At 58.0% G+C, this 22511-nt stretch carries 22 protein-coding genes; 5 read left to right on the top strand and 17 right to left on the bottom strand.

The genetic code is table 11. The annotated features are described in order from the left end of the window. Window positions 1–37: 37 nt before the first annotated feature. The 3 genes from pstA to BA177_RS07515 all read right to left on the bottom strand — a co-directional run bounded on the left by pstA (window position 38) and on the right by BA177_RS07515 (window position 3869). On the bottom strand, window positions 38–1315 hold the full coding sequence (gene pstA / locus BA177_RS07525) for a phosphate ABC transporter permease PstA (RefSeq protein WP_068614961.1): 1278 nt from the start codon (window positions 1313–1315) through the stop codon (window positions 38–40). Further along, window positions 1315–2703, bottom strand: coding sequence for a phosphate ABC transporter permease subunit PstC (gene pstC, locus BA177_RS07520; protein WP_068614958.1), 1389 nt, complete (start codon window positions 2701–2703; stop codon window positions 1315–1317). Before pstC ends, pstA begins: the two co-directional genes overlap by 1 nt. 101 nt (window positions 2704–2804) lie before the next feature. Beyond that, complete coding sequence (locus tag BA177_RS07515) at window positions 2805–3869, bottom strand: PstS family phosphate ABC transporter substrate-binding protein (protein WP_068619056.1); 1065 nt, start codon at window positions 3867–3869, stop codon at window positions 2805–2807. Window positions 3870–4039: 170 nt separating this feature from the next. Here BA177_RS07515 and dapE point away from each other — a divergent pair, with 170 nt between their 5' ends. After that, on the top strand, window positions 4040–5212 hold the full coding sequence (dapE, locus tag BA177_RS07510) for a succinyl-diaminopimelate desuccinylase (RefSeq protein WP_068614957.1): 1173 nt from the start codon (window positions 4040–4042) through the stop codon (window positions 5210–5212). Window positions 5213–5225: 13 nt separating this feature from the next. Here dapE and BA177_RS07505 read toward each other — a convergent pair whose 3' ends face one another. The 8 genes from BA177_RS07505 to BA177_RS07470 form a co-directional block, all read right to left on the bottom strand. Continuing rightward, window positions 5226–5741: a disulfide bond formation protein B gene (locus BA177_RS07505; RefSeq protein ID WP_231892503.1), complete on the bottom strand. Its 516-nt coding sequence runs from the start codon at window positions 5739–5741 to the stop codon at window positions 5226–5228. Continuing rightward, on the bottom strand, window positions 5738–6439 hold the full coding sequence (phoU, locus tag BA177_RS07500) for a phosphate signaling complex protein PhoU (protein WP_068614951.1): 702 nt from the start codon (window positions 6437–6439) through the stop codon (window positions 5738–5740). Before phoU ends, BA177_RS07505 begins: the two co-directional genes overlap by 4 nt. A 65-nt stretch (window positions 6440–6504) precedes the next feature. Next, window positions 6505–7587: a putative porin gene (locus tag BA177_RS07495; RefSeq protein ID WP_156762736.1), complete on the bottom strand. Its 1083-nt coding sequence runs from the start codon at window positions 7585–7587 to the stop codon at window positions 6505–6507. Window positions 7588–7733: 146 nt separating this feature from the next. Further along, on the bottom strand, window positions 7734–9059 hold the full coding sequence (gene phoR, locus BA177_RS07490) for a phosphate regulon sensor histidine kinase PhoR (RefSeq protein WP_082989961.1): 1326 nt from the start codon (window positions 9057–9059) through the stop codon (window positions 7734–7736). A gap of 1 nt (window position 9060) precedes the next feature. Then, the gene (gene phoB, locus BA177_RS07485; protein ID WP_068614946.1) at window positions 9061–9759 is read right to left on the bottom strand and encodes a phosphate regulon transcriptional regulator PhoB; all 699 of its coding nucleotides are present in this window, start codon (window positions 9757–9759) and stop codon (window positions 9061–9063) included. A 116-nt stretch (window positions 9760–9875) separates the two neighbouring features. Beyond that, window positions 9876–10550 (bottom strand): tRNA (adenosine(37)-N6)-threonylcarbamoyltransferase complex dimerization subunit type 1 TsaB, encoded by a 675-nt coding sequence (tsaB, locus tag BA177_RS07480; protein ID WP_068614942.1) that lies wholly within the window; start codon window positions 10548–10550, stop codon window positions 9876–9878. Next, window positions 10547–12478 carry an ATP-dependent DNA helicase gene (locus tag BA177_RS07475; protein ID WP_231892502.1) on the bottom strand — a complete coding sequence of 644 codons (1932 nt, stop codon included), beginning with the start codon at window positions 12476–12478 and terminating at the stop codon, window positions 10547–10549. The genes tsaB and BA177_RS07475 overlap by 4 nt, the downstream gene beginning before the upstream one ends. Before the next feature lie 85 nt (window positions 12479–12563). Continuing rightward, a complete protein-coding gene (locus BA177_RS07470; RefSeq protein ID WP_082989959.1) occupies window positions 12564–14015 on the bottom strand; it encodes a sigma-54 interaction domain-containing protein in 1452 nt (483 codons plus the stop codon). Window positions 14016–14407: 392 nt separating this feature from the next. Between BA177_RS07470 and BA177_RS07465 the strand changes: the two genes are divergently transcribed. From BA177_RS07465 to BA177_RS07450, 4 genes are all read left to right on the top strand, one after another. Beyond that, window positions 14408–15553 carry a GGDEF domain-containing protein gene (locus BA177_RS07465; RefSeq protein ID WP_068614939.1) on the top strand — a complete coding sequence of 382 codons (1146 nt, stop codon included), beginning with the start codon at window positions 14408–14410 and terminating at the stop codon, window positions 15551–15553. Between the two features lie 112 nt (window positions 15554–15665). Next, entirely contained in the window at window positions 15666–16427 is a 762-nt protein-coding gene (pomA, locus tag BA177_RS07460) for a flagellar motor protein PomA (RefSeq protein WP_068619043.1), read from the top strand. Window positions 16428–16439: 12 nt separating this feature from the next. Further along, window positions 16440–17312, top strand: coding sequence for a flagellar motor protein MotB (locus tag BA177_RS07455; protein ID WP_231892501.1), 873 nt, complete (start codon window positions 16440–16442; stop codon window positions 17310–17312). Further along, on the top strand, window positions 17305–17919 hold the full coding sequence (locus tag BA177_RS07450) for a PilZ domain-containing protein (protein ID WP_068614934.1): 615 nt from the start codon (window positions 17305–17307) through the stop codon (window positions 17917–17919). Before BA177_RS07455 ends, BA177_RS07450 begins: the two co-directional genes overlap by 8 nt. Before the next feature lie 3 nt (window positions 17920–17922). On the opposite strand, the gene BA177_RS07445 is transcribed toward BA177_RS07450, so the two are convergent. Genes BA177_RS07445 through flhF form a run of 6 tightly spaced genes read right to left on the bottom strand, consistent with a single transcriptional unit; the run spans window position 17923 to window position 22489 of the window. Continuing rightward, entirely contained in the window at window positions 17923–18780 is an 858-nt protein-coding gene (locus BA177_RS07445; RefSeq protein WP_068614931.1) for an HDOD domain-containing protein, read from the bottom strand. Between the two features lie 13 nt (window positions 18781–18793). After that, window positions 18794–19237, bottom strand: a complete 444-nt coding sequence (locus BA177_RS07440; protein WP_068614928.1) for a DUF2802 domain-containing protein — start codon at window positions 19235–19237, stop codon at window positions 18794–18796. Further along, complete coding sequence (locus BA177_RS07435) at window positions 19237–19437, bottom strand: hypothetical protein (RefSeq protein ID WP_068614925.1); 201 nt, start codon at window positions 19435–19437, stop codon at window positions 19237–19239. Before BA177_RS07435 ends, BA177_RS07440 begins: the two co-directional genes overlap by 1 nt. Before the next feature lie 4 nt (window positions 19438–19441). Continuing rightward, the gene (locus BA177_RS07430; protein WP_068614922.1) at window positions 19442–20164 is read right to left on the bottom strand and encodes an RNA polymerase sigma factor FliA; all 723 of its coding nucleotides are present in this window, start codon (window positions 20162–20164) and stop codon (window positions 19442–19444) included. Continuing rightward, on the bottom strand, window positions 20161–21036 hold the full coding sequence (locus BA177_RS07425; protein WP_068614919.1) for a MinD/ParA family protein: 876 nt from the start codon (window positions 21034–21036) through the stop codon (window positions 20161–20163). Before BA177_RS07425 ends, BA177_RS07430 begins: the two co-directional genes overlap by 4 nt. Then, complete coding sequence (gene flhF / locus BA177_RS07420) at window positions 21029–22489, bottom strand: flagellar biosynthesis protein FlhF (RefSeq protein ID WP_068614915.1); 1461 nt, start codon at window positions 22487–22489, stop codon at window positions 21029–21031. The genes BA177_RS07425 and flhF overlap by 8 nt, the downstream gene beginning before the upstream one ends. Window positions 22490–22511 lie beyond the last annotated feature (22 nt).

The raw sequence follows: 22511 nt of genomic DNA, 5'->3' as shown, positions 1-22511 counted from the left end.
TTGCCCACCATCGGCTTGTTCCCGTTTTGTCCGGCCTTCACCACTGTCGCTCCACCCGCTTGCGCATGATGACCGCCGTCAGGTTCATCACCAGCAAAAAGCCGAGCAACACTATAATTGCGGCGGACGTGCGTTCTGCAAATGCCCGCTCCGGGCTGTCCGCCCACAAGTAAATCTGTACCGGCAATGCCGTAGCGGGATCGGTAAACCCGGCCGGCACGTCAACTATGAAAGCAATCATGCCGATCATCAACAGCGGCGCTGACTCACCCAGCGCACGACTCATGCCGATAATAGCGCCGGTTAGCATGCCGGGCATAGCCAACGGCAAGACGTGATGGGTCACGACCTGCATCCGCGATGCACCCAAACCCAGCGCCGCTTCGCGTATCGAAGGTGGCACCGACTTGATCGCGGCGCGGGCCGCAATAATGATGACCGGCAATGTGAGCAAAGCCAGCACGAGACCACCGACCAGGGGCGCCGAGCGCGGCAATGACAGCCAGTTTATGAACACGGCCAAACCGAGCAAACCGAATACAATAGACGGCACGGCAGCAAGGTTATTGATATTGACCTCAATAAGATCGGACCAGCGATTCCTGGGCGCAAATTCCTCGAGATAGACAGCGGCCGCGGCGCCAATCGGGAATGCCAGCACGATGGTCACGACCAGCATGTAGAAGGTCCCCATCAGTGCGCCTTTTATGCCAGCCAGCTCCGGTTCACGCGAATCGCCATTCGAAAACAGCGCAGTATTAAAGCGCTTTTCTATGCGTTCTTCCGCGAGCAGGAAATCAATCCACGCCAGTTGCCGATCATTGACTTGCCGTTGCGCTTCATCGAGGTCGCGGTCGATACTGCCTTTAACGACCATGTCCACATCGGCTGTAACCGGCAGCCACACCGTTCGCCGGGTGCCGAGATATTCCGGATGTGCTTCCAGCAAGTCACGCAATTCGTAGGCCGCACCGACGCTGATCAGCCGATTAAGGTCCCGCCGGGCGCGCCGGTCCTTCACGTCCGGAAACTGCTCTTGCAACGCTTTACGCACAACGGCGTCAAAATCCGCGAACTCGAGGTCCAGTTCGCCTGCCGGTGCCAGATCGTCGCGGGAAAACTCAATGTCGAGAGAGGCGTAGCTCTGTTGAAACGCAGAGGCGCCTTTGAGACCGACCGAGGCAAAGAACACCAGCAAGAAGGCCACGCCGAAAAACGTTGCCAGCAATCCGCCAAAATGCAGCAGGCGGTTCTTGCGATAGCGGCGCGCGAGGCCAGCCTCCACTTTCTTGCGGGAGTCGCTCCAGTCACCCATCAGTCGTACTCCTCCCGGTATTTGCGAACCACTTTCAGTCCGATGACGTTTAACGCCAGCGTCACCACGAACAACATCAGTCCCAGCGCAAATGCCGCGAGTGTCTTGGCGCTGTCGAACTCCTGATCACCGACCAGCAACGTGACGATTTGCACGGTAACGGTAGTCACCGCTTCAAAAGGATTCGCGGTCAGATTGGCAGCCAGTCCAGCTGCCATGACCACGATCATCGTTTCGCCTATCGCGCGCGAGACGGCCAGCAAGATGCCGCCAACGATGCCGGGTAACGCGGCAGGCAAGATGACCTGCAGTATCATTTCCGACTGCGTCGCACCCAATCCCAGTGCTCCGTCACGCATGGCGCGCGGCACCGCGTTGATCGCATCATCGGACAGCGAGGAGACCAGCGGAATGATCATGATGCCCATAACGAGTCCGGCGGCCAGCGCACTTTCCGATGCGACATTGAATCCCAGACTCTCGCCAAAACTCCGTATGGCCGGTGCCACTGTCAAGGCGGCAAAAAAGCCGTACACCACGGTCGGAATACCCGCCAGTATTTCCAGCAAGGGCTTGGCAATATTGCGAACCCGGGAATTGGCGTACTCAGCGAGGTAGATTGCGGTCATCAAGCCGATTGGAACCGCCACGAACATGGCTATCGCGGTAATTAGCAAGGTGCCAGTGAACAACGGAACTGCACCGAAACTGCCGGAGGAGCCGACCTGATCGGCACGAATGGCCATTTGCGGACTCCAGTTGGTACCGAACAGGAATTCGCTGACGGGAACTTCACCGAAAAAGCGCAAAGCCTCGAACAACACCGACATCACAATGCCCAGGGTCGTCAGAATCGCAATGCTCGACGCCGCGATCAGCAGCGCTTCCATCAAGGTCTCTACGCGATTTCGAGCCCTGAACCTGGGCTGTACGCGCCGCCATGCGTACAAGCCGCCCAGCGCCGCCAGTGCCAGTGACAGCACGCTGAGCCAACGCCTGCTCTGCACGCCGTACGATCGGTATTTTTCAGCAGCATCCGCCAGCGCCGCATCCACAGTACCCGATACGACGTCACCGGTGGCGAGGTTCTGGATGTTGTTTAGCAACAGACTGAGCTGACCGGCGGGCAGGTTTTGTTGTACTTCGGGCAATCGCCCCACGAGCAGCGCCATAACCACCCGAGGCTCAAGAAACAACCACAGCAAAATCACCGCCAGCGCCGGTAACAAACACCACATGGCGGTGTAATAGCCGTAGTAGCCCGGCAAAGAATGCAGATCGAACACACGCGATTGGCCACCGACCGAAGCCAATGCGCGGCTACGTCCGGCACTGTAAGCAAGCAACGCCATTCCTGACAGAACCAGTATCAATGTTGTCATCTGCATTATTCAGCTACACACGTTCGTCGGTCAGGTCGATCAGGATGGCCTTGGCCGGTGGAATCAGCCCGGCAACGGCCGGGCTATTGATTGCAGCATTCTAGTCGCTAATGACTGGCTACGGACAATGGCGTCAACGCATGTACCGCCGCCGCAATATCACTGCGCTCTTCTTCCGGCATCGGTATCAGACCGCGATAGGACAAATAGCCGTCATCACCCCAGGCGCGCTCACTGGTGAATTCCCGCAAGAAGCCGCGCAGACCCGGGATTACATCGACATGTGCTTTTTTCGCGTAAAAGTACAGCGGCCGTGAAACGGGATAACGGCCGTCCGCAATAGCCTCGAACGTCGGTTCCGCGCCGTCGACGGTGGCGCCCTGCACTTTCTCGGCGTTCTGATCCAGAAAACTGAAACCGAACACACCGAATGCTGCCGGGTTTGCTTCCAGTTTCTGGACAATCAGGTTGTCATTCTCGCCAGCCTCGACGTAGGCTCCATCTTCGCGAACCGTGTGGCAAATAGCCTTGAATCGATTGCTGTCCGTCTTAGCGAGTGCGGCAATCCAGGGAACAGTCTTGCAACCGCCTTCCATCCCCAGCTCCACGAACGCATCACGCGTACCTGAGGTCGGCGGCGGACCCAGCACTTCGATCTTGCTGTTCGGCATGTTCGGATCGATCTCGTTCCAACGCGTGTAAGGGTTCGGGATCAACTGCCCCTCCACATCGCCCGGTACTTCCTTCGCGAGTGCCAGATATATCACTCGGCGGGTAAACTCGGCAGCTTCTGCATTGACCGAATTGGCTATCACAATTCCATCGTAGCCAATCCTGACCTCGACGATTTCATCGACACCGTTCGCCGCGCAACGGTCAATTTCTGACTGTTTAATCGCGCGCGATGCATTGCTGATATCCGGATAGGCAACACCGACACCATCACAAAACAACTTCATACCACCGCCAGTGCCGGTCGACTCTACTTTCGGCGTTTTGAAACTGCCGCCGCGACCGAATCGTTCGGCAACTACAGTAGAAAACGGATAAACCGTGCTGGAGCCGACGATATAAACGTAGTCCCTGGCGGACTGCGCATTCACATCGGGTACCCACGTCGAAATCAGTGTTGCGCTTGCCAGCAATGCCAGCGCTGTGCTTCTCTTTGCCACGGTCAACCTCCGGACACATTCAGGAACAGTCATACTTGTGGCGCACAGCTTAAACGCCGTTTGTTACGAATTTGTTGCAACCGCCTGCGGGACTCCAGAGATCGGCCCGACCCCCATTAAATATTGATATTTAAGACATTTTTTGACACATAAAGGTTAGCAATAAGACGATGAATCCCGCCCAGCCGCACACCCCTTGCCCCGCAAGCGACCCGACTGTCACATTACTGTGGGACCTGCTGCAACGAGCGTCCGTAACCCCTGACGACGCCGGCTGTCAGGAACTGCTGGCCGCCCGCCTCAGCGCCGCCGGTTTCAGCTGTGAATCCATGCCATTCGCGGAAGTGAGCAACCTCTGGGCGCGCCGCGGTGATTCGGGGCCACTGCTGTGCTTTGCCGGGCATACCGATGTCGTCCCGCCCGGCGATGACAGCCAATGGCTGTCCGACCCATTCGTACCCGAAATCCGCGATGGCAATCTCTATGCCCGTGGTGCAGCCGATATGAAGTGCGGGCTTGCAGCGATGATCGTCGCCATCGAACAATTCGTTGCCGCGCACCCGGAGCACGCGGGTAGCATAGCCATGCTCATCACCAGCGACGAAGAAGGCCCGGCGCGCAATGGCACGTTGAAAGTGGTCGAAACCCTGAGCGCCCGGGGTGAGTCCATCGACTGGTGCGTGCTTGGCGAACCCTCCAGCCTGAACACCCTGGGTGACACCGTCCGCAACGGTCGGCGCGGATCACTGAGCGGCATTCTTACAGTGCACGGCGTGCAAGGCCACGTGGCCTATCCGCAACTTGCCGACAACCCGATACGCCGGTTTGCGCCAGTACTCGCCGAACTTCACAACACGGTCTGGGACGAAGGGAATGCGCATTTTCCGCCGACCAGTTTTCAGGTGGTGAAACTTGAAGCCGGTGCCGGCGCTGTTAACGTCACGCCATCGTCACTTTCGGCCCGCTTTAATTTTCGCTACTCGACAGAATGGACCTTTCAATCTCTGCAAGACCGCGTCGAGGAAATTTTCAGCCGCTACGACATTGATTACGATCTGAAGTGGCATTTGTCCGGGGAACCGTTCCTGACAGCGCCGGGCAAACTTACCGACGCGGTATCAGCAGCCATCGAGGAAGTGACAGGAACCGTGACCGAACTGTCTACCGGTGGTGGCACATCGGACGGTCGTTTCATTTCGCCCGCGGGCGCGGACGTCGTCGAACTCGGCGTCGTCAACGATTCCATTCACAAGGTCAACGAACATGTACGCCTCGCCGACCTGCCAGAACTTACCGCAATCTACCGCCGGGTGATCGAACGACTGTTGCTGCCGGAGGCCTGAGACCGGCCGCCGCTTACGCCAGTGCGTTGTCCGGCCCGGTGCGGCGCAGGTTGACCCAGAGCCCGTAAGTCAACAGGCAAACGAAACAGATCGCAACCCAGGCAGGCATGGTCAGGCCAAGAAACAACCAGTCGATCTCGGCGCATTCCCCGGAACCGGAGAATATGACTTTCAGGGCATCGAGCAGCGGGAACGAATCAATAATGTAGTCGAAGCCCGGGCCGCAGGCAGGTACCTCGTCCGCGGGCAGGTTTTGCAACCAGACATGCCAGCCGGCGACGCTGATTCCTGCGCCCGCCGCGAGCAATATGCCGGCGGCAGACACGCGACGCCCCCACCCTGACGGATTCTGAATCGCGGCGACCAGAAAGACGATGCCCAGCGCGACGGTCGCCAAACGCTGGAACACACACATCGGGCACGGCGTCAGCAGCAGCTTGTGTTCCGCGTACAAGGCGTACGCCATCATCGCGGTACAAGCCAGTGCACCGGCGAGATTCAAGTATCGGCTGCCCAACTTGCCCATCATTCGGCGTCCTGCGCGATCTCGGTATGACGTACGTCGCGGCCCTCAACCATGTATATGACGTACTCACAGATATTCTTGGCATGATCGCCGATGCGCTCAAGCGCTCTCGCCGACCAGGTGACATTCATGACCCGCCTGATACTGCGGGCGTCTTCCATCATGAAGGTAATCGCTTGCCGGGTAATGGCGTCGTACTCTTCGTCAACATCTTCATCCTCGCGAACCACGGCATAGCTCGCTGCGACATCCAGCCTGGCGAACGCGTTCATTGCATCCCGTACCATCTGCAGCACGTGATTGCCGAGGCTCTTCAACTCACGGTAGGAATCGGCCGGCCTATCCATCTCCGCCAGCTTGGACGCGAGGTAACCGATCTTCTCGGCCTCGTCACCGATACGTTCCAGGTCCGTTATGGTCTTGATGATGGCGACGATAAGCCGCAGATCGCCCGCTGCGGGTGAACGTGTAGCGAGAAGTCGATTGCATTCCTCATCGATGAGCACTTCCAGCTTGTTGACTTTGTAGTCGTCGTTCGCAACCTGCAATCCCAGCTCACTATCGCCAGTCACTATCGCGGTTATCGCCAGCGACAATTGTGTCTCAACCAGTCCACCCATTTGCAACACATTGTTGCGCAGGTCTTCCAGGTCTTTGTTATAACGCTGAGAAATATGATCGCTAAGGTCTGACGTCTGCATCACTGATTAACCCTTTTAATAATGTCGGACGATGACGGATCACGAACGACTTGGCAAGCCTCGGCTTATTCGAATTCAAACTCCAGATCAATCATGATCCGGTCGTAGTCGCGTTCATCACCCGTATATCCACCGTGCCGGGCAATGATTAACGTACCGCCCAGCTTCACATTGTCGCGTATCGCGTATTTCGCTTTGATGAAATGGCCAGCGGCATCCGTAACGCCATTGGCAAAGTCCGAATCGTTATACGTTCCCACGACCGCATCAGCCTCGGTGTCATGCCATGCGTACGCGAACTGTGATTTGCCAGGCGCATTGGCGCTACCGAAGGCCACGCCGATTGCATAGCCCGTATCTTCAACACTGACGGCCGTGTTCTGCACAACATCCGCGTACACGGTTACTGGCAAGTCATTCAGCATGGTCTTGTATTCGGCAAACAATTCAAGCAGCCGGTAATCGTTCAGGTAATTGCCCGCAAGATCAACGCTGTTGCCGGCGGCGGCGCCATCATAAAACGGTGTACTGCCGACGGTATTGGTGTAGGCGTAGTAGCCCAATCCGGCGGTCAGTGTTTGCTTTTCGGACAGCAGAAACTTGCGGCCGGCCTGCGCGGTAAACAACAGGGAATCGTCAGCAGCTGACCGCGCATCGACAGACAAGGCAGCAAATGACGCAAAGTATTCACCGCTCCTGAAATGACCGGCCAGGCCTTCCGGATTGAGGTCGGCATCCCAGATCAATGAAGAACCGCCAGGTCGAACCCATGGGCTCTTGATTTTGCCACCGTGCAAAGCCCACTGGTCATTGAGCTGCCAGTCCACGTAAGCGCGGTTCAGCGTAATGTCTTTGGCGGAAAATCCACCGTCCAGAGTCACGTTGGTGGACACAGGACTGCCATTGCCCGTCGCAACGCCAAGCACAATTTTGAGATCATCAGCCACCTTGGCCGCAAACCCGAATCGGGCGCGGAGCCGGCTGCGATCGACCTGCGGGCTGCCCTCGGCATCGATATTCTCATAGCGCAGCCGGAAGTCGCCTTCGAATGTAATCCGGTCCTGCGACGCAAATTCCGCCGAAACTCCTGAAGTCGAAAGCAGGATGAGCACTATTGCCGCGCAGCTCGCTCGTAAGCCATGATTCATCAAACTGACACCTGTCTGTAACACCCGTGTTGGGCGACGATTAGATGACAGGAATATTACAGTTTAATGACGCGGACCAATATTTGCCGCGCAATACCGGCAAAACCGGACGTCTGCGGGACCTTATCTGAAACAGTCGCCGCAGCTCAATGCCCGCCCCGCTTGGCATCGATGGGTACCGGTTCTGCTGCTATCACGCGCGCGGCGGGAAAATTGCAGCTGAAGCGGCTGCCCTCCCCGGGCGTGCTCTTGATATCCAGTTGCGCGTCATGGCGCATCAACGCGTGCTTGACGATGGCAAGCCCCAGGCCTACGCCGCCGGCATCCCGGCTGCGCCCCGAATCCACGCGAAAAAAGCGTTCAGTAAGGCGCGGGATATACTCTTCCGGGACGCCTTCGCCAGTGTCAGTCACGCTCAGACAGGCACCGCCGTCAGCCGCCGACATCCAGCTCAACGTGATTCTCCCCTCGGCTGGGGTGTGACGAATCGCGTTGGCCAACAGATTGCTCACGACAGTCTCGATTTCCGCACTGACACCGTGCAGCCGGGCGGTCAACGGAGCTTCGATCACGATTTCCGGGACCCCCGGTTCGCCAGCATAGCCTCGACGGGCAAAAGCCAGCACGGCACCGACGTCGATATCCTGTTCATCGCGCATCGATCGCGGGTTTTCCAACCGCGACAGCTCCAGCAGCTCGGCCACCACACGGTTCATGCGCTCCGCCTGTGTGCGCATCTGCGCGAGCGGTCGCTGCCAGTCATTCGGCATGTCCGGGTCATCGCTCAGTGTGTCGAGGTAGCCGCTGATAACGGTTAGCGGCGAACGCAGTTCGTGCGAGGCGTTGGCAACGAAATCGCGGCGCATTCTGTTCACGCGAATAGTTTCGGTAACGTCGCGGATCAGGAGCAGGTGCTGTTCGGCGCCAAATGGTACCAGCCGACACGACAACCACACCTCATCTGACAGCGGCGACGCCAGCTCTATTGCGGGTGCCCGGTTTGCTGACTTCAGGTAGGCAACAAACACCGGATCACGAAGGATATTGTCGATGCGCTGACCACGATCCTGCGGCATGCGCACGCCGATCATGGTCTCTGCCGCCTGATTGCTAAGCACGATCTCGAAATCGCGATTCAACACAATGCCGCCGTCCGGCATGGCGTTGGTTGAATTGCGAACCTCTTTCAGCAAGAGACGATGGCGGCGTTTGTATTTGCGGCTACGTTGCCGAAAATAGCTGACCCGCGACAGCAACTGTGACCAGATACCGTCGCCTAGCTGGGCATCATCAAGTCGATCCGACATAAGTGCCCGCTCGAAGGTGAGCAACTGCCGGATCTGATGCGCGAGAGCCAGCAACGAAGCTACCAGCAAGCCGACCAAAGGTGCGTCGTACAACCAGCCGATAGCCATCCCGGCCACCAGCAGCAGCACTATCGAGGTCAGGTATTTGCGTCGTGCGTTCGGCACGTCAGGCCTGTCTTTCCTGTACGGAGAAGCGGTAACCGGCACCACGCACAGTCTGAATATAATGCTCGGCAAAGTGCTCGGTTAAGGCCTTTCGCAGGCGGCGAACATGCACGTCAACGGTGCGTTCCTCGACGTAAACGTTAGCACCCCATACCCGATCCAGCAGTTGGGCACGACTGTAAACCCGATCCGGGTGGGTCATCAGGAAGCTCAGCAAACGGTATTCGGTCGGGCCAAGTACAACTTCTTTGCCCGCTGCCCGAACACGGTGGGCGGCCGCGTCGAGCTGCAGAATACCGGCGTCTATGCCTTCATTTTCCGTGACGCCTACCCGACGCAGGATCGCTTCGATACGGGCGATGAGTTCACGCGGCGAAAATGGCTTGGTGACGTAATCGTCTGCGCCACCCTGCAGGCCGGACACCTTGTCATGCTCATCCGCCCGTGCGGTAAGCATGATGACCGCAAGGTCTTCGTTGTCGCTGTCCCGCTTCAACTGGCGGGTTAACTCCAGCCCGCTCATGTCCGGCAGCATCCAGTCAATCAGCGCCAGCACGGGGCGTTCGTCGGCCAGCAATTGCCTGGCCTGCCGGCAATCCTCAGCCTGCAAGGTCTCGTACCCGGCACGCGACAAATGGAATGCGATCATCTCGCGGATCGGCGGTTCGTCTTCAACTATCAGTATCTTGCTAGCAGTCATAAATTTTTGGGTCCGGTCCCGGCAATGCCGGCGACAACACTCTGCGTGGATGACAGCAGTATTACATCAAGCCTCTATGACAGTTCTGTTACTGAATGAAAACCAGCAAGCCGCTGTCAGCCAGCGGGCGGTGTCGCAACCTGCTCGCGCAAATAGGCAGGCTCCAGCCGCTCGGGCGCGACGGTCTGACCGTTCTCCAAAGCGCGCAGGCCAAGCCGCAACAATTCCTCTGCGCGCGGGTACAGGATTCCGCCCGGGCTGCCGAGCCAGTCGCTGTTCGCGGCGAGCAAGTCAGGGTATCGCTGCCATCCAGCGCCAGCCGGCAGCGCACCGGGTAGTTGTCCGGCGAGGACGCCCGCGGACTGCAAGCTCGCCGGCCACAGCTCCTCCGGCGCATCCGCATCGCCACCGTAGGCAGCCAGGTAGACCTCATTCATGTGCGCATCCTGCGCCACCAGTACCGGTTGCCCGGCCGACTCACGCAATGCGGCGGCGGCTACCGTCGCCAGTGACGAAACCGGCACCAGCAAGGCACCGGATGCAAAACAAATGCCTTGCGCAACCGAAGCGGCGATGCGCATGCCGATAAAGGAACCGGGACCATTGCCGAGCACGACAGCGTCCAGTTGCGCGCTGTTGATTCCAGCCTCAGCAAGCAGTTCCTGAATCATTGGCAATAACAAGCGGGTATGTTCCCGTGGCCGCTCTGCATGGCGCGAACGCATCGCGTCATCACTTTGTAACGCAACAGTACAGGCAAGCGTGGAGGTATCCAGTGCAAGCACGTTCATGAACCAACCCTCGCAACCTGCGTTTGTTCATGAGCTGTCAGAAAGCGTGCGACTTCATCCAGCTGGTCAGTCACCGGCATGGGTTGCAGGCACTCCAGGAACAATTTCCCATAGGCTTTGGAACGTACCCGGGGATCGCAAAGCATGATGACACCGTAATCTTCCTGGTCACGCAGCAAACGCCCCGCCCCCTGCTTCAGGGTCAGAGCGGCCTGCGGTAGCTGGTGTTCGGAAAACGGATTGCCACCCTGGCGACGTATGAATTCAACCCTCGCCATGGTCATGGGGTCAGCCGGCGACGCGAACGGCAGCTTGTCGATGGCGACCACGGTCAAAGCGCTGCCGCGCACGTCCACCCCTTCCCAAAAAGTGCCGGTACCCAGTAGTACTGCATTGCCGTGTTCACGAAAGCGTTGCAACAGATCATCGCGCGGTGCCGTGCCCTGCGCCAGCAATGGCCGGCCCCGGAACCGCCGCCGCCGGGACTTGCTCCAGCGACGCGCGGCCGTCAGTGCGCGGTGGCTGGTGAACAGACAAAAAACTCCGCCGTCCGTCATTTCCAGCAGTGGCATCACCGCCTCCATCATGCGGTCCGTGTGCTCGCTGTCGGAGGGTGCCGGCATGCCGGGCGGCAAATAAACCAAACCGCGGCGCTCCAGCGCATAAGGGCTGGGAAAGCGCAGTCCCGGTGCATCGTCCAGGCCCAGGCGACTGGTAAAATGAGCGAAATCCTCGCCAACGGCCAGCGTTGCCGAGGTAAATATCCAGGCCTGGTGCCCTGTATTCAACAGATTGCGCATCGTTCCGGAGACGTCGAGTGGCGTAAGGTGCAAGCGAATACTGCGCGGATTGACATCCAGCCAGCGCAATCCGTCCCAGGTGTCATCGCTGCATAGATGCGACAAACGTTCGGCCGCACTACCGACCTGCTCCGCGAGCTTGGCAATTTCCATGGAGGCATGTGCCAGTTGCTCAAGTACCTGTGCAAGATCCATGAGCGCCGCGAGCAATCGATTCAACGGTGTCTGGAGTTCGGCAAGCACACCGGATAATTCGTAGCGCCCCTGATCGCGCGGCGCGGCGACCCGCAACACCCGCACGGCCGTGCGGCTGCGGTCGACCCTTTTTACCAGTTCCTTGTCGCGGTACGCCAGCGTCGCCGCGTCTATCTCATCGAATACACGTTCCAGTTCACGACTGCCCAGACTGATCCCGAAGAACTGCGCAGCGAGGTCCGGAATCTGGTGCGCTTCGTCAAGAATGATGGCGTCAGCGCCTGGCAGGAACTCGACGAACCCGGATTCCTTCATGGCAAGGTCAGCCAGCAGCAAGTGGTGGTTAACGACCACCAGGTCGGCCTCCTGCGCTTTGCGTCGCGCCTTGACCACGAAGCACTTGCTGTACAACGGGCACTGCTGGCCGAGGCAGTTGTCCACCGTTGAGGTCACCAGCGGCCAGACGACCGAGTCTTCCGGCACCGCGGTCAGCTCCGCGCGATCGCCGCTGACGGTGCGGTGTTGCCAGCTGCATACTTCCGCCAGATCCTCAACAGCCTCCGGCGCATCCGGCGCCGCAATTTCCAGGCGCTGCAGACAAAGGTAGTTCGACCGCCCCTTTAGCAAAGCCGTGGTGACCGGCCGGCCAACCGCCTTGCTGATCAAGGGCAGATCGCGGTGATACAGCTGATCCTGCAAGGCACGGGTACCGGTGGAAATAATCGTTCGGCAACCGGACTGCAACGCCGGCAACAGGTACGCGAACGTCTTGCCAGTGCCGGTTCCGGCTTCGACGATCAGGTGCTTGCGCTCGGCGATGGTTTCGGCCACCGCTTCGGCCATCCACGCCTGTCCCGCGCGCGGCTGAAAGCCGGGCAAATGCCGGGCCAGCGGGCTGTTCTCCGCAAAAAACTCTGTCAGGGAATGAGTCACAGCGGCACTATACCGTGCTGTCTGTCGTCACGCTCGATTGAAAATTGCCGTTCCGGACGGCTATGCCAAGTGCCGCGGTATTGGCCTAGTCGCGCAAATCGTGGCGACGAATCTTCTCGACGAGCGTAGTCCGGCCGAGCCCCAGACTCTTCGCCGCTTTTTGCACAACGCCATCGGCTTCGCGCAGAGCGGCAGCGATCATATCCCGCTCGATGGTCGCCAGATGCTGTTTGAGATCAAGACCATCGTCCGGCAGTTGCAGGGTCGACTCCGCAACGCCGGCATCAGCGTCATCTTCGCCCCTGTCTCCGCCGTCGCCACGAATCGCGCCCGGCAACTCATCAAGCTGCACTTCGCCGTGCGGTCGCAGGACCGCGAGTCGTTCAATGACGTTGGCCAGTTCCCGGACATTGCCCGGCCATTCGTAGTCACACAATGCCGCCAGAGCGGCATCGCTAAGGGAAATGCGCACACCGTAGCGTTCCGCGACTTTGTCGATCAGCATGTTGGCCAGCGCCGGCACATCGTCCGGGCGCTCGCGCAACGGCGAGGCCTCGATCGGAAAGACGCTCAGGCGGTAGAAAAGATCTTCGCGAAATGTGCCCTCATCAATGCGTTGCTGCAGGTTTCTATGAGTCGCAGCGATCACCCGAATATCCACCGGGATACTCTTGGTGCCACCAATCCGCTCAATGACCCGTTCCTGCAACACGCGCAATAACTTGACCTGCATCGCGGTCGGCATGTCGCCAATCTCGTCGAGAAACAGCGTGCCGCCCTCAGCCAGTTCGAAACGACCTGCCCGCGCGACCTGGGCACCGGTGAAGGCACCACGTTCGTGGCCGAACAACTCGCTTTCCAGCAGGTGCTCGGGAATGGCGCCGCAATTGATTGCAACGAACTCGCCAGTGCGCCCCGACTGCTCATGAATTTGCCGGGCGATCAGTTCTTTACCGGTGCCGGACTCGCCCGTGATCAGGACCGTTGCCTGTGACGGTGCAACCCGCTCAATGAGCGCCCGAATCATGCGCATGTCGTTGCTTTCGCCGATGAGCTCCGTGCCTGGCGCCATCGTGTCGCTGCGGCGCACCACATTGACCGCCCAGATTTCTTCGAGCACGGCGCTGAGTTCGTCAATCTGCATCGGGTTGGGGAGATTGAGGATGCGTGCCCACGGCGCTGCTTTATCCGACAAAGAACCGCCGTCGCCCGTTACGACCAACGGCACATTGCAATCGATCGCCGCAACGCCATCGAAAATCCGGCTTTGAACGGACTTCGGCAAACCGGCACTCACAAACACCGCTGCAAGGCGGCTATCGCCAATCTGCGCCCGCCAGTTGTCGGCTGTCGCCGTCAGCACTTGCGGAGCATCCATGAATTCGATGAGTTCTTTGATTTGCCGCGACTGGTCCGCCGCTTCGTGTATGACAACAATCAAATGCCGGGGCTGATGCCTGCTCAGTGAGGCGCCGCTGACAGACGGGTCTGTTGCTGCCGCTTGCGGTGCCGCAATTGCTTGAGTTGAGCCGGACATGCCTATTGTTCCTTCAAATGTGCATCGCAAGTGTGCTGCGAAACAGTCCTTGTTTGTCATCAAGTCCAGCCAACCGTCTGGCTCGCCAGAATACGTACCGCATCATTGCCAGTACAGAGTGCCAACACGATTTGTCTCATTCGGAACAATTTCAGCGAGAACGTCGTGTGGACTCTGAATATATGTTTCCCACCCCAAGCAAACAAGCATTGAAGTCACAGTTTCCAAGTATGCGCCAACCCGCCTAAATGACGCATATTCAACAGAACACCGTAAATAACGGAACACGGTCACAGTTTGCAAGCCACACTCTAAAGTTCCGGCCCACATTCCCGATATCCTGCCTGACGGCTGCAATTGATGCGGCCTCCACAATACGCAGGATCATTCCTATGGGCTTTGTAAACAAATTGATGGGTGGTCGAAAGGGCAACGGCGAAGACCTGCCCTCCGCCACTGCCAGTTTTGCCACGAATACCGCGGACGGTGCTATCGACACGCTCGGCACTATCGTTCGTACCATGGGTGAGATCAGCTTCGACATCGACGACGGAGCTCCGGAAGAGCTGTTCCCTACGCAATGCACCGAACTGGCCTGCCACGTCGAAAATGGCGCGCCGGTACCGTCCCTCGACATCGCCGGTTCGAATGATGGAGAACGCCGCTGGGGTCATGTTCGCCGTTTCTACATCGATCGACGGCAAAGCGAACGCGACTTCGTTAACTCTCGCATGGCCGATTACCGTGGCGTGGTGGAGGATCTCGTTGGCGGACTGCGGGAAATCGCTCAACGTGACCGGGAAACCGAGTTTTGCATTAATCGCAACCTGAAGTCAGTCGAGGCAGCCGTTGCGACCGGCTTGCTGCCGGAGATCAAAGCGACGTTGAATCAGACCATCCGCAATATTGCCGAAAGCCTTGCGCAACAAAAGCAGGATTACGAAAAACGAATCAGCGAAATGAACCAGCGCATGAGCAGCCTGCGCCAGGATCTGTTGTCGGTTCGCGAAAAAATGTCACGTGACTCGCTGACCGGCGCGTTTAATCGCGGCGCCTTCGATCAGGCGATCATCCACTGCCTGAACATCAATTTCATTCTAAACCAGCCGGTCACGGTCATTTTGCTCGACATTGATCATTTCAAGACAGTCAACGACACCTACGGGCATGCCGCCGGCGACGAAGTATTGCGTTCGGTCGGCGACGCATTGGCACGTTCGTTTATTCGCAAGACTGATTTCGTCGCGCGCTACGGGGGGGACGAATTTGCCGTTATTCTCGCGGATACAACGGCCGCCAACTCAGCAACGCTACTGAGTCGTTTCTACGAATACGTCGGCGAGATCACTGTCCCCTACGCCCCCGACGGCGTACGCCTCGGCTGTTCATCGGGCTACACGGAAGTGATCCCGGGTGACACCGTGGAATCAATCATCAAGCGCGTTGACAGTGCCCTGTACGCAGCCAAGGACGCTGGCAGGAATTGCTACAAGTACGCAGAAGCTGAAGTCGAAACCATCGCCGCCAAATCGGCATAAGTAGGCAGCTAAAGGCGGCGCGCTTCCTGCCGATAACCTGTAGTAACAGCAACCCTGAATTACCGGCAGATCTCTGCCCAACTTGGATTCCGAAGGAACGGAGGACATCGCGTTGGATCTTGCAACACTTATCGGATTGATAGGCGCTTTCGGCATCGTGCTGGCGTCAATCATGCTCGGCGGCTCGGCCGGTACCTTCGTCAACATGCCATCCTTGCTGGTGGTACTGGGCGGTACCGTACTTGTTACCATGATGAAGTTCAGCCTGGGCAAGTTCCTTGGTGCGGCATCCATTGCTGTAAAAGCGTTTCTGCACAAGCCAACCGAACCTGAAGAACTGATCGCAACCGCTGTCGAGCTCGCCAAGACCGCTCGCCAGGGTGGTCTGCTGGCGCTTGAGGACGCGGAAGTCCCTGATGAATTCATGAAATCCGGCCTGGGATTGCTGATCGACGGCCATCCTGCCGAAATCGTGCGCTCAATGCTGACCAAAGACCTCAATATGACGCTTGCCAGGCACAGCGACGGTCAGGATATTTTCAAGGCCATCGGTGATGTCGGCCCCGCCATGGGCATGATCGGAACGCTGATCGGCCTGGTGCAAATGCTGGCCAATATGGACGATCCCAAGCAAATCGGTCCGGCTATGGCAGTCGCGCTGCTCACCACGCTTTACGGCGCCATTCTTGCCAACATGTTCGCCTTGCCCATCGCTGACAAACTGTCCGTACGCAGTCGCGAAGAAAACACTCGCAAATCACTGATCATTGACGCGCTGCTCGGGATCCAGGGCGGCCAGAATCCAAGGGTCATTGAGAACATGCTGCAAACCTACCTGCCGCGTTCCAAGCGGCCGGTCGACGACGTCGATTAAGGGCTCGCCGCGGTGGATCAGGCACAAGAGAAATCGGACGGTGGCGGCGGAGTACCTGCATGGGTAATGACCTTCGCAGACCTGATGACGCTGTTGATGTGTTTCTTCGTCCTGCTGCTGGCATTCTCCGAAATGGACGTGCTGAAATTCAAACAGCTGTCCGGCTCAATGAAGAATGCATTCGGCGTGCAGGCTGAAATAGAGGTCAAGAGCATTCCCAAGGGGACCAGCGTGGTTACCCGGGAATTCAGTCCCGGACGACCGGACCCAACTGCACTTAAACAGGTTAAGCAGTTTACGATCGATTCCAATCAAAACACGCTTGACCTGCTGGATCGAAAGTCCAAAGAGGTTGAAGAAACTCAGAAGCATGCCAAACGCCTGCGACTTGCATTACAGGAAGAAATTGCCAACGGCAGTGTCGCCGTCGAAACTGAGGGCATGAAGGTCATCATTCGCATTCTTGAAAAAGCCTCGTTTGAATCGGGCCAGGCCGACGTCCGTCCCGCATTCGCACCGGTGCTGCTCAAGATCGGCAGCATGATTGACACCAACAGCGGCGAAATCACGGTGTCCGGCCACACTGACAACATCCCCATTTACAATGAGCGTTTTCGTTCGAACTGGGATCTGTCGACGTCGCGGGCTGTGTCCGTGACGCATGAACTGCTAAAGACCGCTTCAGCTGATGAAGGACGCTTCATGGTTACCGGGCATGCCGATACCCGGCCGCGGGCTGACAACGACTCCGCCGAGAATCGCGCGAAGAACCGCCGGGTCGATATCAGTATTATTCGCGGTGGGGATATTGATGACGTGACCGAACAAAGCGTCGATGCTCCTGTCGTGAGCAAACTAACTATAGGGGTAGCAAACGATGAGTAACGGCAGCAAGCATCGTCGGTCCTTTCGCATCGTCGAGTCCGTCTACCTGCGCTACGAAGTGATCAGCGAAGACGAATTCAATGGCGGGCTCGAACGAAGGCGAATCCGGGAGGGCAACAGTGAAGGCGTGCGCTCACGCATGATCGATCTGGATGCACGCCTCGACGAAAAGCTGTTCCTGATGAAGGCACAATCCGAAAAAGTCGCAGCTATCCTGACCTTGCTCAACGAAAAATTGAATATCGTCGTCGAACAACTGCCCGCGTTTCGCGAATGCAAAGCGTCGTTGGCACGGCAGATGCCCCAGGTTTGCGAACTCAGTGCAGACGGCATGGTATTTGGTGCCGCGGAGGCCTATGCTCCGGAAACCAAACTGGTATTACGGCTGTTACTGGAATCAGACAGTCGTTACATAGAAACCTTCTGCCGGGTCGTGCGCATCACCGAACCGCCGGCTGAAAGCGATGCCAGCCGGCCGCACGGCATTGCCGTTGAGTTCGTCGGCATGACTGCCGCCCAGAAGGAAATACTGATCCAGCACCTGTTCAGCCGGGAGTCCGAAACACTCCGGATGCGCCGGCTGGAACTCGACAGCTACAACGACTGAAACTCAGGTCGTCAGAGCTTCGCGGACCGCGCTGAGCTTCTCATTGTACGCGGTACGTAACCCGGCAAGATTCTCCGGCGCGATGCCTATCCGGGTGGCGGCTGGTTCAGACAACAACGCTTCAACAGCGGCGCCGTCGTCGTCGTTATCTTCGAATTTCAGTAGCTGTCCCGCCACGTACACAACGTCCACCAGTGTAGCGTCTTCATGGGTGAAGTCACTCAGGTGCTCATCGGGTTCCAGCGTGCGCACAACCTCGTCCGGAAAATTCCACGATTCGACGATGCTCTTGCCGACTTTGGGATGCCAGTCGTCGGCCAGCACGTCGAACTGTTCGGGGTCCGCCAGCAACGCTGGATAGTCCTTGCTGCGGGTCAGAATGTAGAGCTTGCCCACTTGATGCAACAGGCCGCACAGGAACGCCGTTTCCTTATCCAGGCCCCGTTTGCGCGCCGCGACCACAGACGACATAGCCGCCAACTGCATGCTTCGCTGCCAGACCGCGCGCATTTGCGGCGCTATGTCTTTGTGCTGTTCAGCCAGTGCAATCTGCTTGATAGCCAGTGACACAGCTGTGTTCTTTACGAGCTCAAAACCCAGCCGGCTGATAGCGACGTCCAGTGATTCGATGCGCACACCGGCAGGGTTGTGGTGCGACGAGTTGGCAAAAACCAGCAGTCGAGATACCAATACAGGGTCGGTACTTACCGCGCCGCTGACCTGTTCAATCAGTACATCGTCTTTTTCCAACAGCTTGCGAATTCGCAATACAACTTCCGGGAAGGAAGGCAGGCTGATATCACCTTTGGTTAATTCGCGGGCGAAATCCGAAACCAGTTGAAAGTACTCTTTACTGCTCATCGACTCGTGGTCCTTAGTGTGTAATTGCTTGGGTTGCTGACGTACGTCCAGCATGTAATCTCATTAATAGCTGCGCCTCACCTTTGTTCAGACCGCAGCCGCGAACCAGGTCGTCTTCGCTTGCACCGGCACGTGCCATTCGCGTCGCATACTCAACCGGTAGCTCGTTACTGCGCGGCGCGACAGCCGCAGGACTTTCCGCCACCATATTCGGGCGTGCCGCTACCTGTTGCTCAACGTATTTCTGCAGCATGGTCAATCTTCGATCGAACATACGTCGCAAATCGCGATCATCGTAAGGTTCCGGCTGCATCGCGGCCATCGCCGGGCTGGTCCAGAACTCACGCATCGTATGCAGTTCCCTGCGCAAGCGCACAATCACCAAAGCTGCAGCACCCAACAACAGGGCGTTCGCAAGCAGCAATGAATACTGCCAGAAAGCATCATCGATATACATTACACATACTCATCAATTACTGAATTGTCATCACCGTCCTCAGGACGTTGCTTTTCTTCCTGAGTGTCAGTGACATCCTCGTCCGGCCGCTTGCTTTGTTCGCGGCGTTCCTGCTCGCCTTCCTTGCCCACGGGCTGTGGCGGCTTGACCGAATAAGCCGGCAAGATCCGGTAGAGACCCGATATTCCGTTATCAGCCATCGCATCAGGCTCCTTTGCTGGTCATCGCACGCAAGCGAACGAGCGCTTGACCGTGAATCTGACAAACACGAGACTCGCTGACGCCGAGTACCGCACCGATTTCCTTCAGGTTAAGTTCGCGTTCGTAGTACAGCGACAACACCAGGCGCTCACGTTCGGGCAAATCACCTATCGCCTCGATCAGAAACTCCCGAAACTGGTCGTCGCCAAAGGCCTGGTCCGGCGTTGCCACGTCAGAAGCCGGCAGCTCCTGACCGACCTGCCAGTCTTCATTCGCTTCTTCAAAACTGAACAATCGACTGCCTGCGGAATCCGCAAGAATGTCGTGGTATTCATCGATGGAGATGCCAAGTCGTGCTGCGATTTCCTGCGACTCGGCCGGTCGGCCGGTTTCTGCCTGGATTTCACGCACCGCCGCAGAAACCTGTCGATGCTTCTGGTGTACCGAACGCGGAGTCCAGTCCAGTCGCCGTACCTCGTCCAGCATCGAACCGCGAATGCGAATACCGGCATACGTGTCGAAACTGGCACCTTTGCTGGCATCGAAGTTCCGTGAAGCTTCGAGCAATCCGATCATGCCGGCCTGCAGCAGATCATCGATTTCCACGCTTGCCGGCAGCCGTGCGACCAAATGATGGGCAATACGTTTGACAAGATCGACATGCGACGTAACCAGTTCATCCTGTGAGATGTACTGATTGCTCGAATAATTGGCGTAGCCAATCATGCCATGCTCCCCACACAGGCCGTTTCGGCGTGCAGCAATTGCTCGAAGAAGAACTCGATACCTCCCTGCGGGCCACGGGCGGTCGGCAATTCGTCCACCGTTTGCGCAATGCGCTGAAAGGCTTCTCCGGCAATACTGGCGGGGTATGCATCCACTACAGCCCGTTGTTCCTGCACCGCCCGGCGCAGGTACTGATCGTGTGGCACATTGCCGACATGCCGCAAGACGACGTCCAGGTAACGATCCGCGACTTTGCGGATCTTGGTGTAGAGATCCTGACCATGACGCGCGTCACGGGTCTGGTTGGTCAGTACCTGAAAACGGCTAATGCCGTAGTGCCGACTGAATACCTTGATGAGCGCATAAGCATCAGTAATCGATGAGGGCTCATCACATACAACGATGATGGCCTGCTGTGCGGCTTGTACAAAACGAGCGACCGACTCTGATATCCCGGCCGCAGTGTCCACGATCAGCACATCGGGCTGTTCACCGAGATCGGAGAACGCCTGCACTATCGCGGCCTGGGAAGCCGGTGGCACATCGGTCATTGAAAAATTGCCGGATGCGGCCGGGACGATTTGCACACCGGCCGGACCGTTAATGATCGTGCTGGCAAGATCGGCCTCGCCACTGATCACGTGCGACAGATTAAAGCGAGGCTGCAATCCCAGCAGTACGTCTATGTTCGCGAGGCCAAGATCGGCATCCAGCAACATGACCTTGCGACGCCGGTTTGACAGCGCAACAGCGAGATTCGTTGCGACGTTGGTCTTGCCCACGCCGCCTTTGCCACTGGTTATCGCAACGACTTTGACGGGCCGCCGTGCAAGTGCCTGTTTGATTCCTTCGCCTTGAGAAACACTATGCATGGGTCGCACTCACCTTGCCGTACCGTTCAGCCATCATCAATTCATCTATCTGTGGTTCACTCGCTTCAATGCAGTCAACCGCACGCTTCAGCAGCCACAGCTTGCGCCGTTCCGCAGCGTGCAGATCATCGGGAATATGCTGGCCGTCCGTGATCCAGGCCAGAGCCAGCTGCCGGCGGATCAATGCGCTCAGTACGCAGCCGAGTTGCCCTGCTTCGTCCACTTTGGTCACAACCGCACCGGTCAATGGCACCTGGCTGAAGCTGGCAATGGTTTCATCCAGTGCCGCTTCCTGCGCAGTAGCGGACAAGGTCAGGTAGAACTTGATGCCTTCACCGTTCTGCTTCCAGTCGCCTAGCCGGCGGGTCAGGTCAGCATCACGCTGACTGACACCCTCGGTGTCGATCAGCACTAATTTTTTGGACGACAAGGTACCCAGCACCCGGCCGAGATCCTGCGGGTCACTGACCGATACCACCTTCACGCCAAGAATATTGGCGAACGCGGTCAGGTGCTCGCGGGCACCTATGCGGTACGCATCTGCGCAAACCAGCGCAATGTCATCGGTGCCATGGTGCATCGCGTAGCGTGCTGCCAGTTTGGCGATGGTTGTGGTCTTGCCAACGCCCGTCGGACCGATTAAGGCGGCAACGCCGCCGTCCGTCAGCAAACGGTCGCCGGTCACAGGAATCAGTTGCGCCAGAGTCGCCAGCGGTTGCTGCCAGATGTGTTTGAGGTCATCCACGGGACCCAACTTGTTCAGAAGCATGCTCGCAACGTCGGGGGCGATCCCGAGACGAGCCATATTGCGCAGTACTTGCGCCAGTATCGGCGAACGGGTGCTGCCTTCCTTCCACAACAAACCGGACACCTGGTTTTCCAGCAGACCGCGCAACGAACTGATCTCGGAACGCATGGCCAGCAGGGATGATTCCTTGCCGACCAAAGCGTCCAGCGTATAGTCATTGCTGCCGTTGGCAGACGTGCGCGACAGATCGAAGTCAATCACGCTGGGCGGCGCCACGGCTGCCGAAGGTGCTGTCGGAGGTGCTGTCGGAGGTGCTGTCGGAGCCAGCGCGGCAGCAACGACCGGTTTGGCGACCTGGCTGGCTGCTTTCGCAGGGCTGACCGCATTCGGAATGGCAACGGGCTCGGCATTGGCGTCCGCTTTGACTTGCGAACTCAGCTCGACGTAGTCGTCGTGGTCATCGACATCGGCGCCAGCCGCTGCCGGCTCGATCTCCGCTGGCCTGGCGGCTGCTTCCTCGCGGCCCCCCGGCGTGCTGCCCATAGCGTGCTGCATCAGGGCTGCGTCGTAGTCGACCGCGGCAATCACCTCGATGCCTTCATCGACACGGCGATTGGAAAGTATGACGGCATCGGGCCCCTGCTCCGCACGAACCTGCCGGAGTACCGTCCGCATATCCTTGTCAACAAATCGTTTGATCTTCACTGTTAGTCCTCAAGTGCTGCCA

The organism is Woeseia oceani (assembly GCF_001677435.1).
GTDB lineage: Bacteria > Pseudomonadota > Gammaproteobacteria > Steroidobacterales > Woeseiaceae > Woeseia > Woeseia oceani.
The sequence above is the reverse complement of the archived record's forward strand: the minus strand, read 5'-3'. Positions and strand labels throughout refer to the sequence as shown.

What these genes read in the sequence shown, in the direction of transcription:
- pstC (WP_068614958.1), bottom strand. Translation starts at nt 2,703, where the DNA reads ATGCAGATGACAACATTGATACTGGTTCTGTCAGGAATGGCGTTGCTT.
- BA177_RS07505 (WP_231892503.1), bottom strand. Translation starts at nt 5,741, where the DNA reads ATGATGGGCAAGTTGGGCAGCCGATACTTGAATCTCGCCGGTGCACTG.
- dapE (WP_068614957.1), top strand. Translation starts at nt 4,040, where the DNA reads ATGAATCCCGCCCAGCCGCACACCCCTTGCCCCGCAAGCGACCCGACT.
- BA177_RS07430 (WP_068614922.1), bottom strand. Translation starts at nt 20,164, where the DNA reads ATGATTGGCTACGCCAATTATTCGAGCAATCAGTACATCTCACAGGAT.
- pstA (WP_068614961.1), bottom strand. Translation starts at nt 1,315, where the DNA reads ATGGGTGACTGGAGCGACTCCCGCAAGAAAGTGGAGGCTGGCCTCGCG.
- BA177_RS07495 (WP_156762736.1), bottom strand. Translation starts at nt 7,587, where the DNA reads ATGAATCATGGCTTACGAGCGAGCTGCGCGGCAATAGTGCTCATCCTG.
- BA177_RS07470 (WP_082989959.1), bottom strand. Translation starts at nt 14,015, where the DNA reads ATGTCCGGCTCAACTCAAGCAATTGCGGCACCGCAAGCGGCAGCAACA.
- BA177_RS07450 (WP_068614934.1), top strand. Translation starts at nt 17,305, where the DNA reads ATGAGTAACGGCAGCAAGCATCGTCGGTCCTTTCGCATCGTCGAGTCC.
- tsaB (WP_068614942.1), bottom strand. Translation starts at nt 10,550, where the DNA reads ATGAACGTGCTTGCACTGGATACCTCCACGCTTGCCTGTACTGTTGCG.
- BA177_RS07445 (WP_068614931.1), bottom strand. Translation starts at nt 18,780, where the DNA reads ATGAGCAGTAAAGAGTACTTTCAACTGGTTTCGGATTTCGCCCGCGAA.
- phoB (WP_068614946.1), bottom strand. Translation starts at nt 9,759, where the DNA reads ATGACTGCTAGCAAGATACTGATAGTTGAAGACGAACCGCCGATCCGC.
- BA177_RS07435 (WP_068614925.1), bottom strand. Translation starts at nt 19,437, where the DNA reads ATGGCTGATAACGGAATATCGGGTCTCTACCGGATCTTGCCGGCTTAT.
- phoU (WP_068614951.1), bottom strand. Translation starts at nt 6,439, where the DNA reads ATGCAGACGTCAGACCTTAGCGATCATATTTCTCAGCGTTATAACAAA.
- BA177_RS07425 (WP_068614919.1), bottom strand. Translation starts at nt 21,036, where the DNA reads ATGCATAGTGTTTCTCAAGGCGAAGGAATCAAACAGGCACTTGCACGG.
- BA177_RS07465 (WP_068614939.1), top strand. Translation starts at nt 14,408, where the DNA reads ATGGGCTTTGTAAACAAATTGATGGGTGGTCGAAAGGGCAACGGCGAA.
- BA177_RS07440 (WP_068614928.1), bottom strand. Translation starts at nt 19,237, where the DNA reads ATGTATATCGATGATGCTTTCTGGCAGTATTCATTGCTGCTTGCGAAC.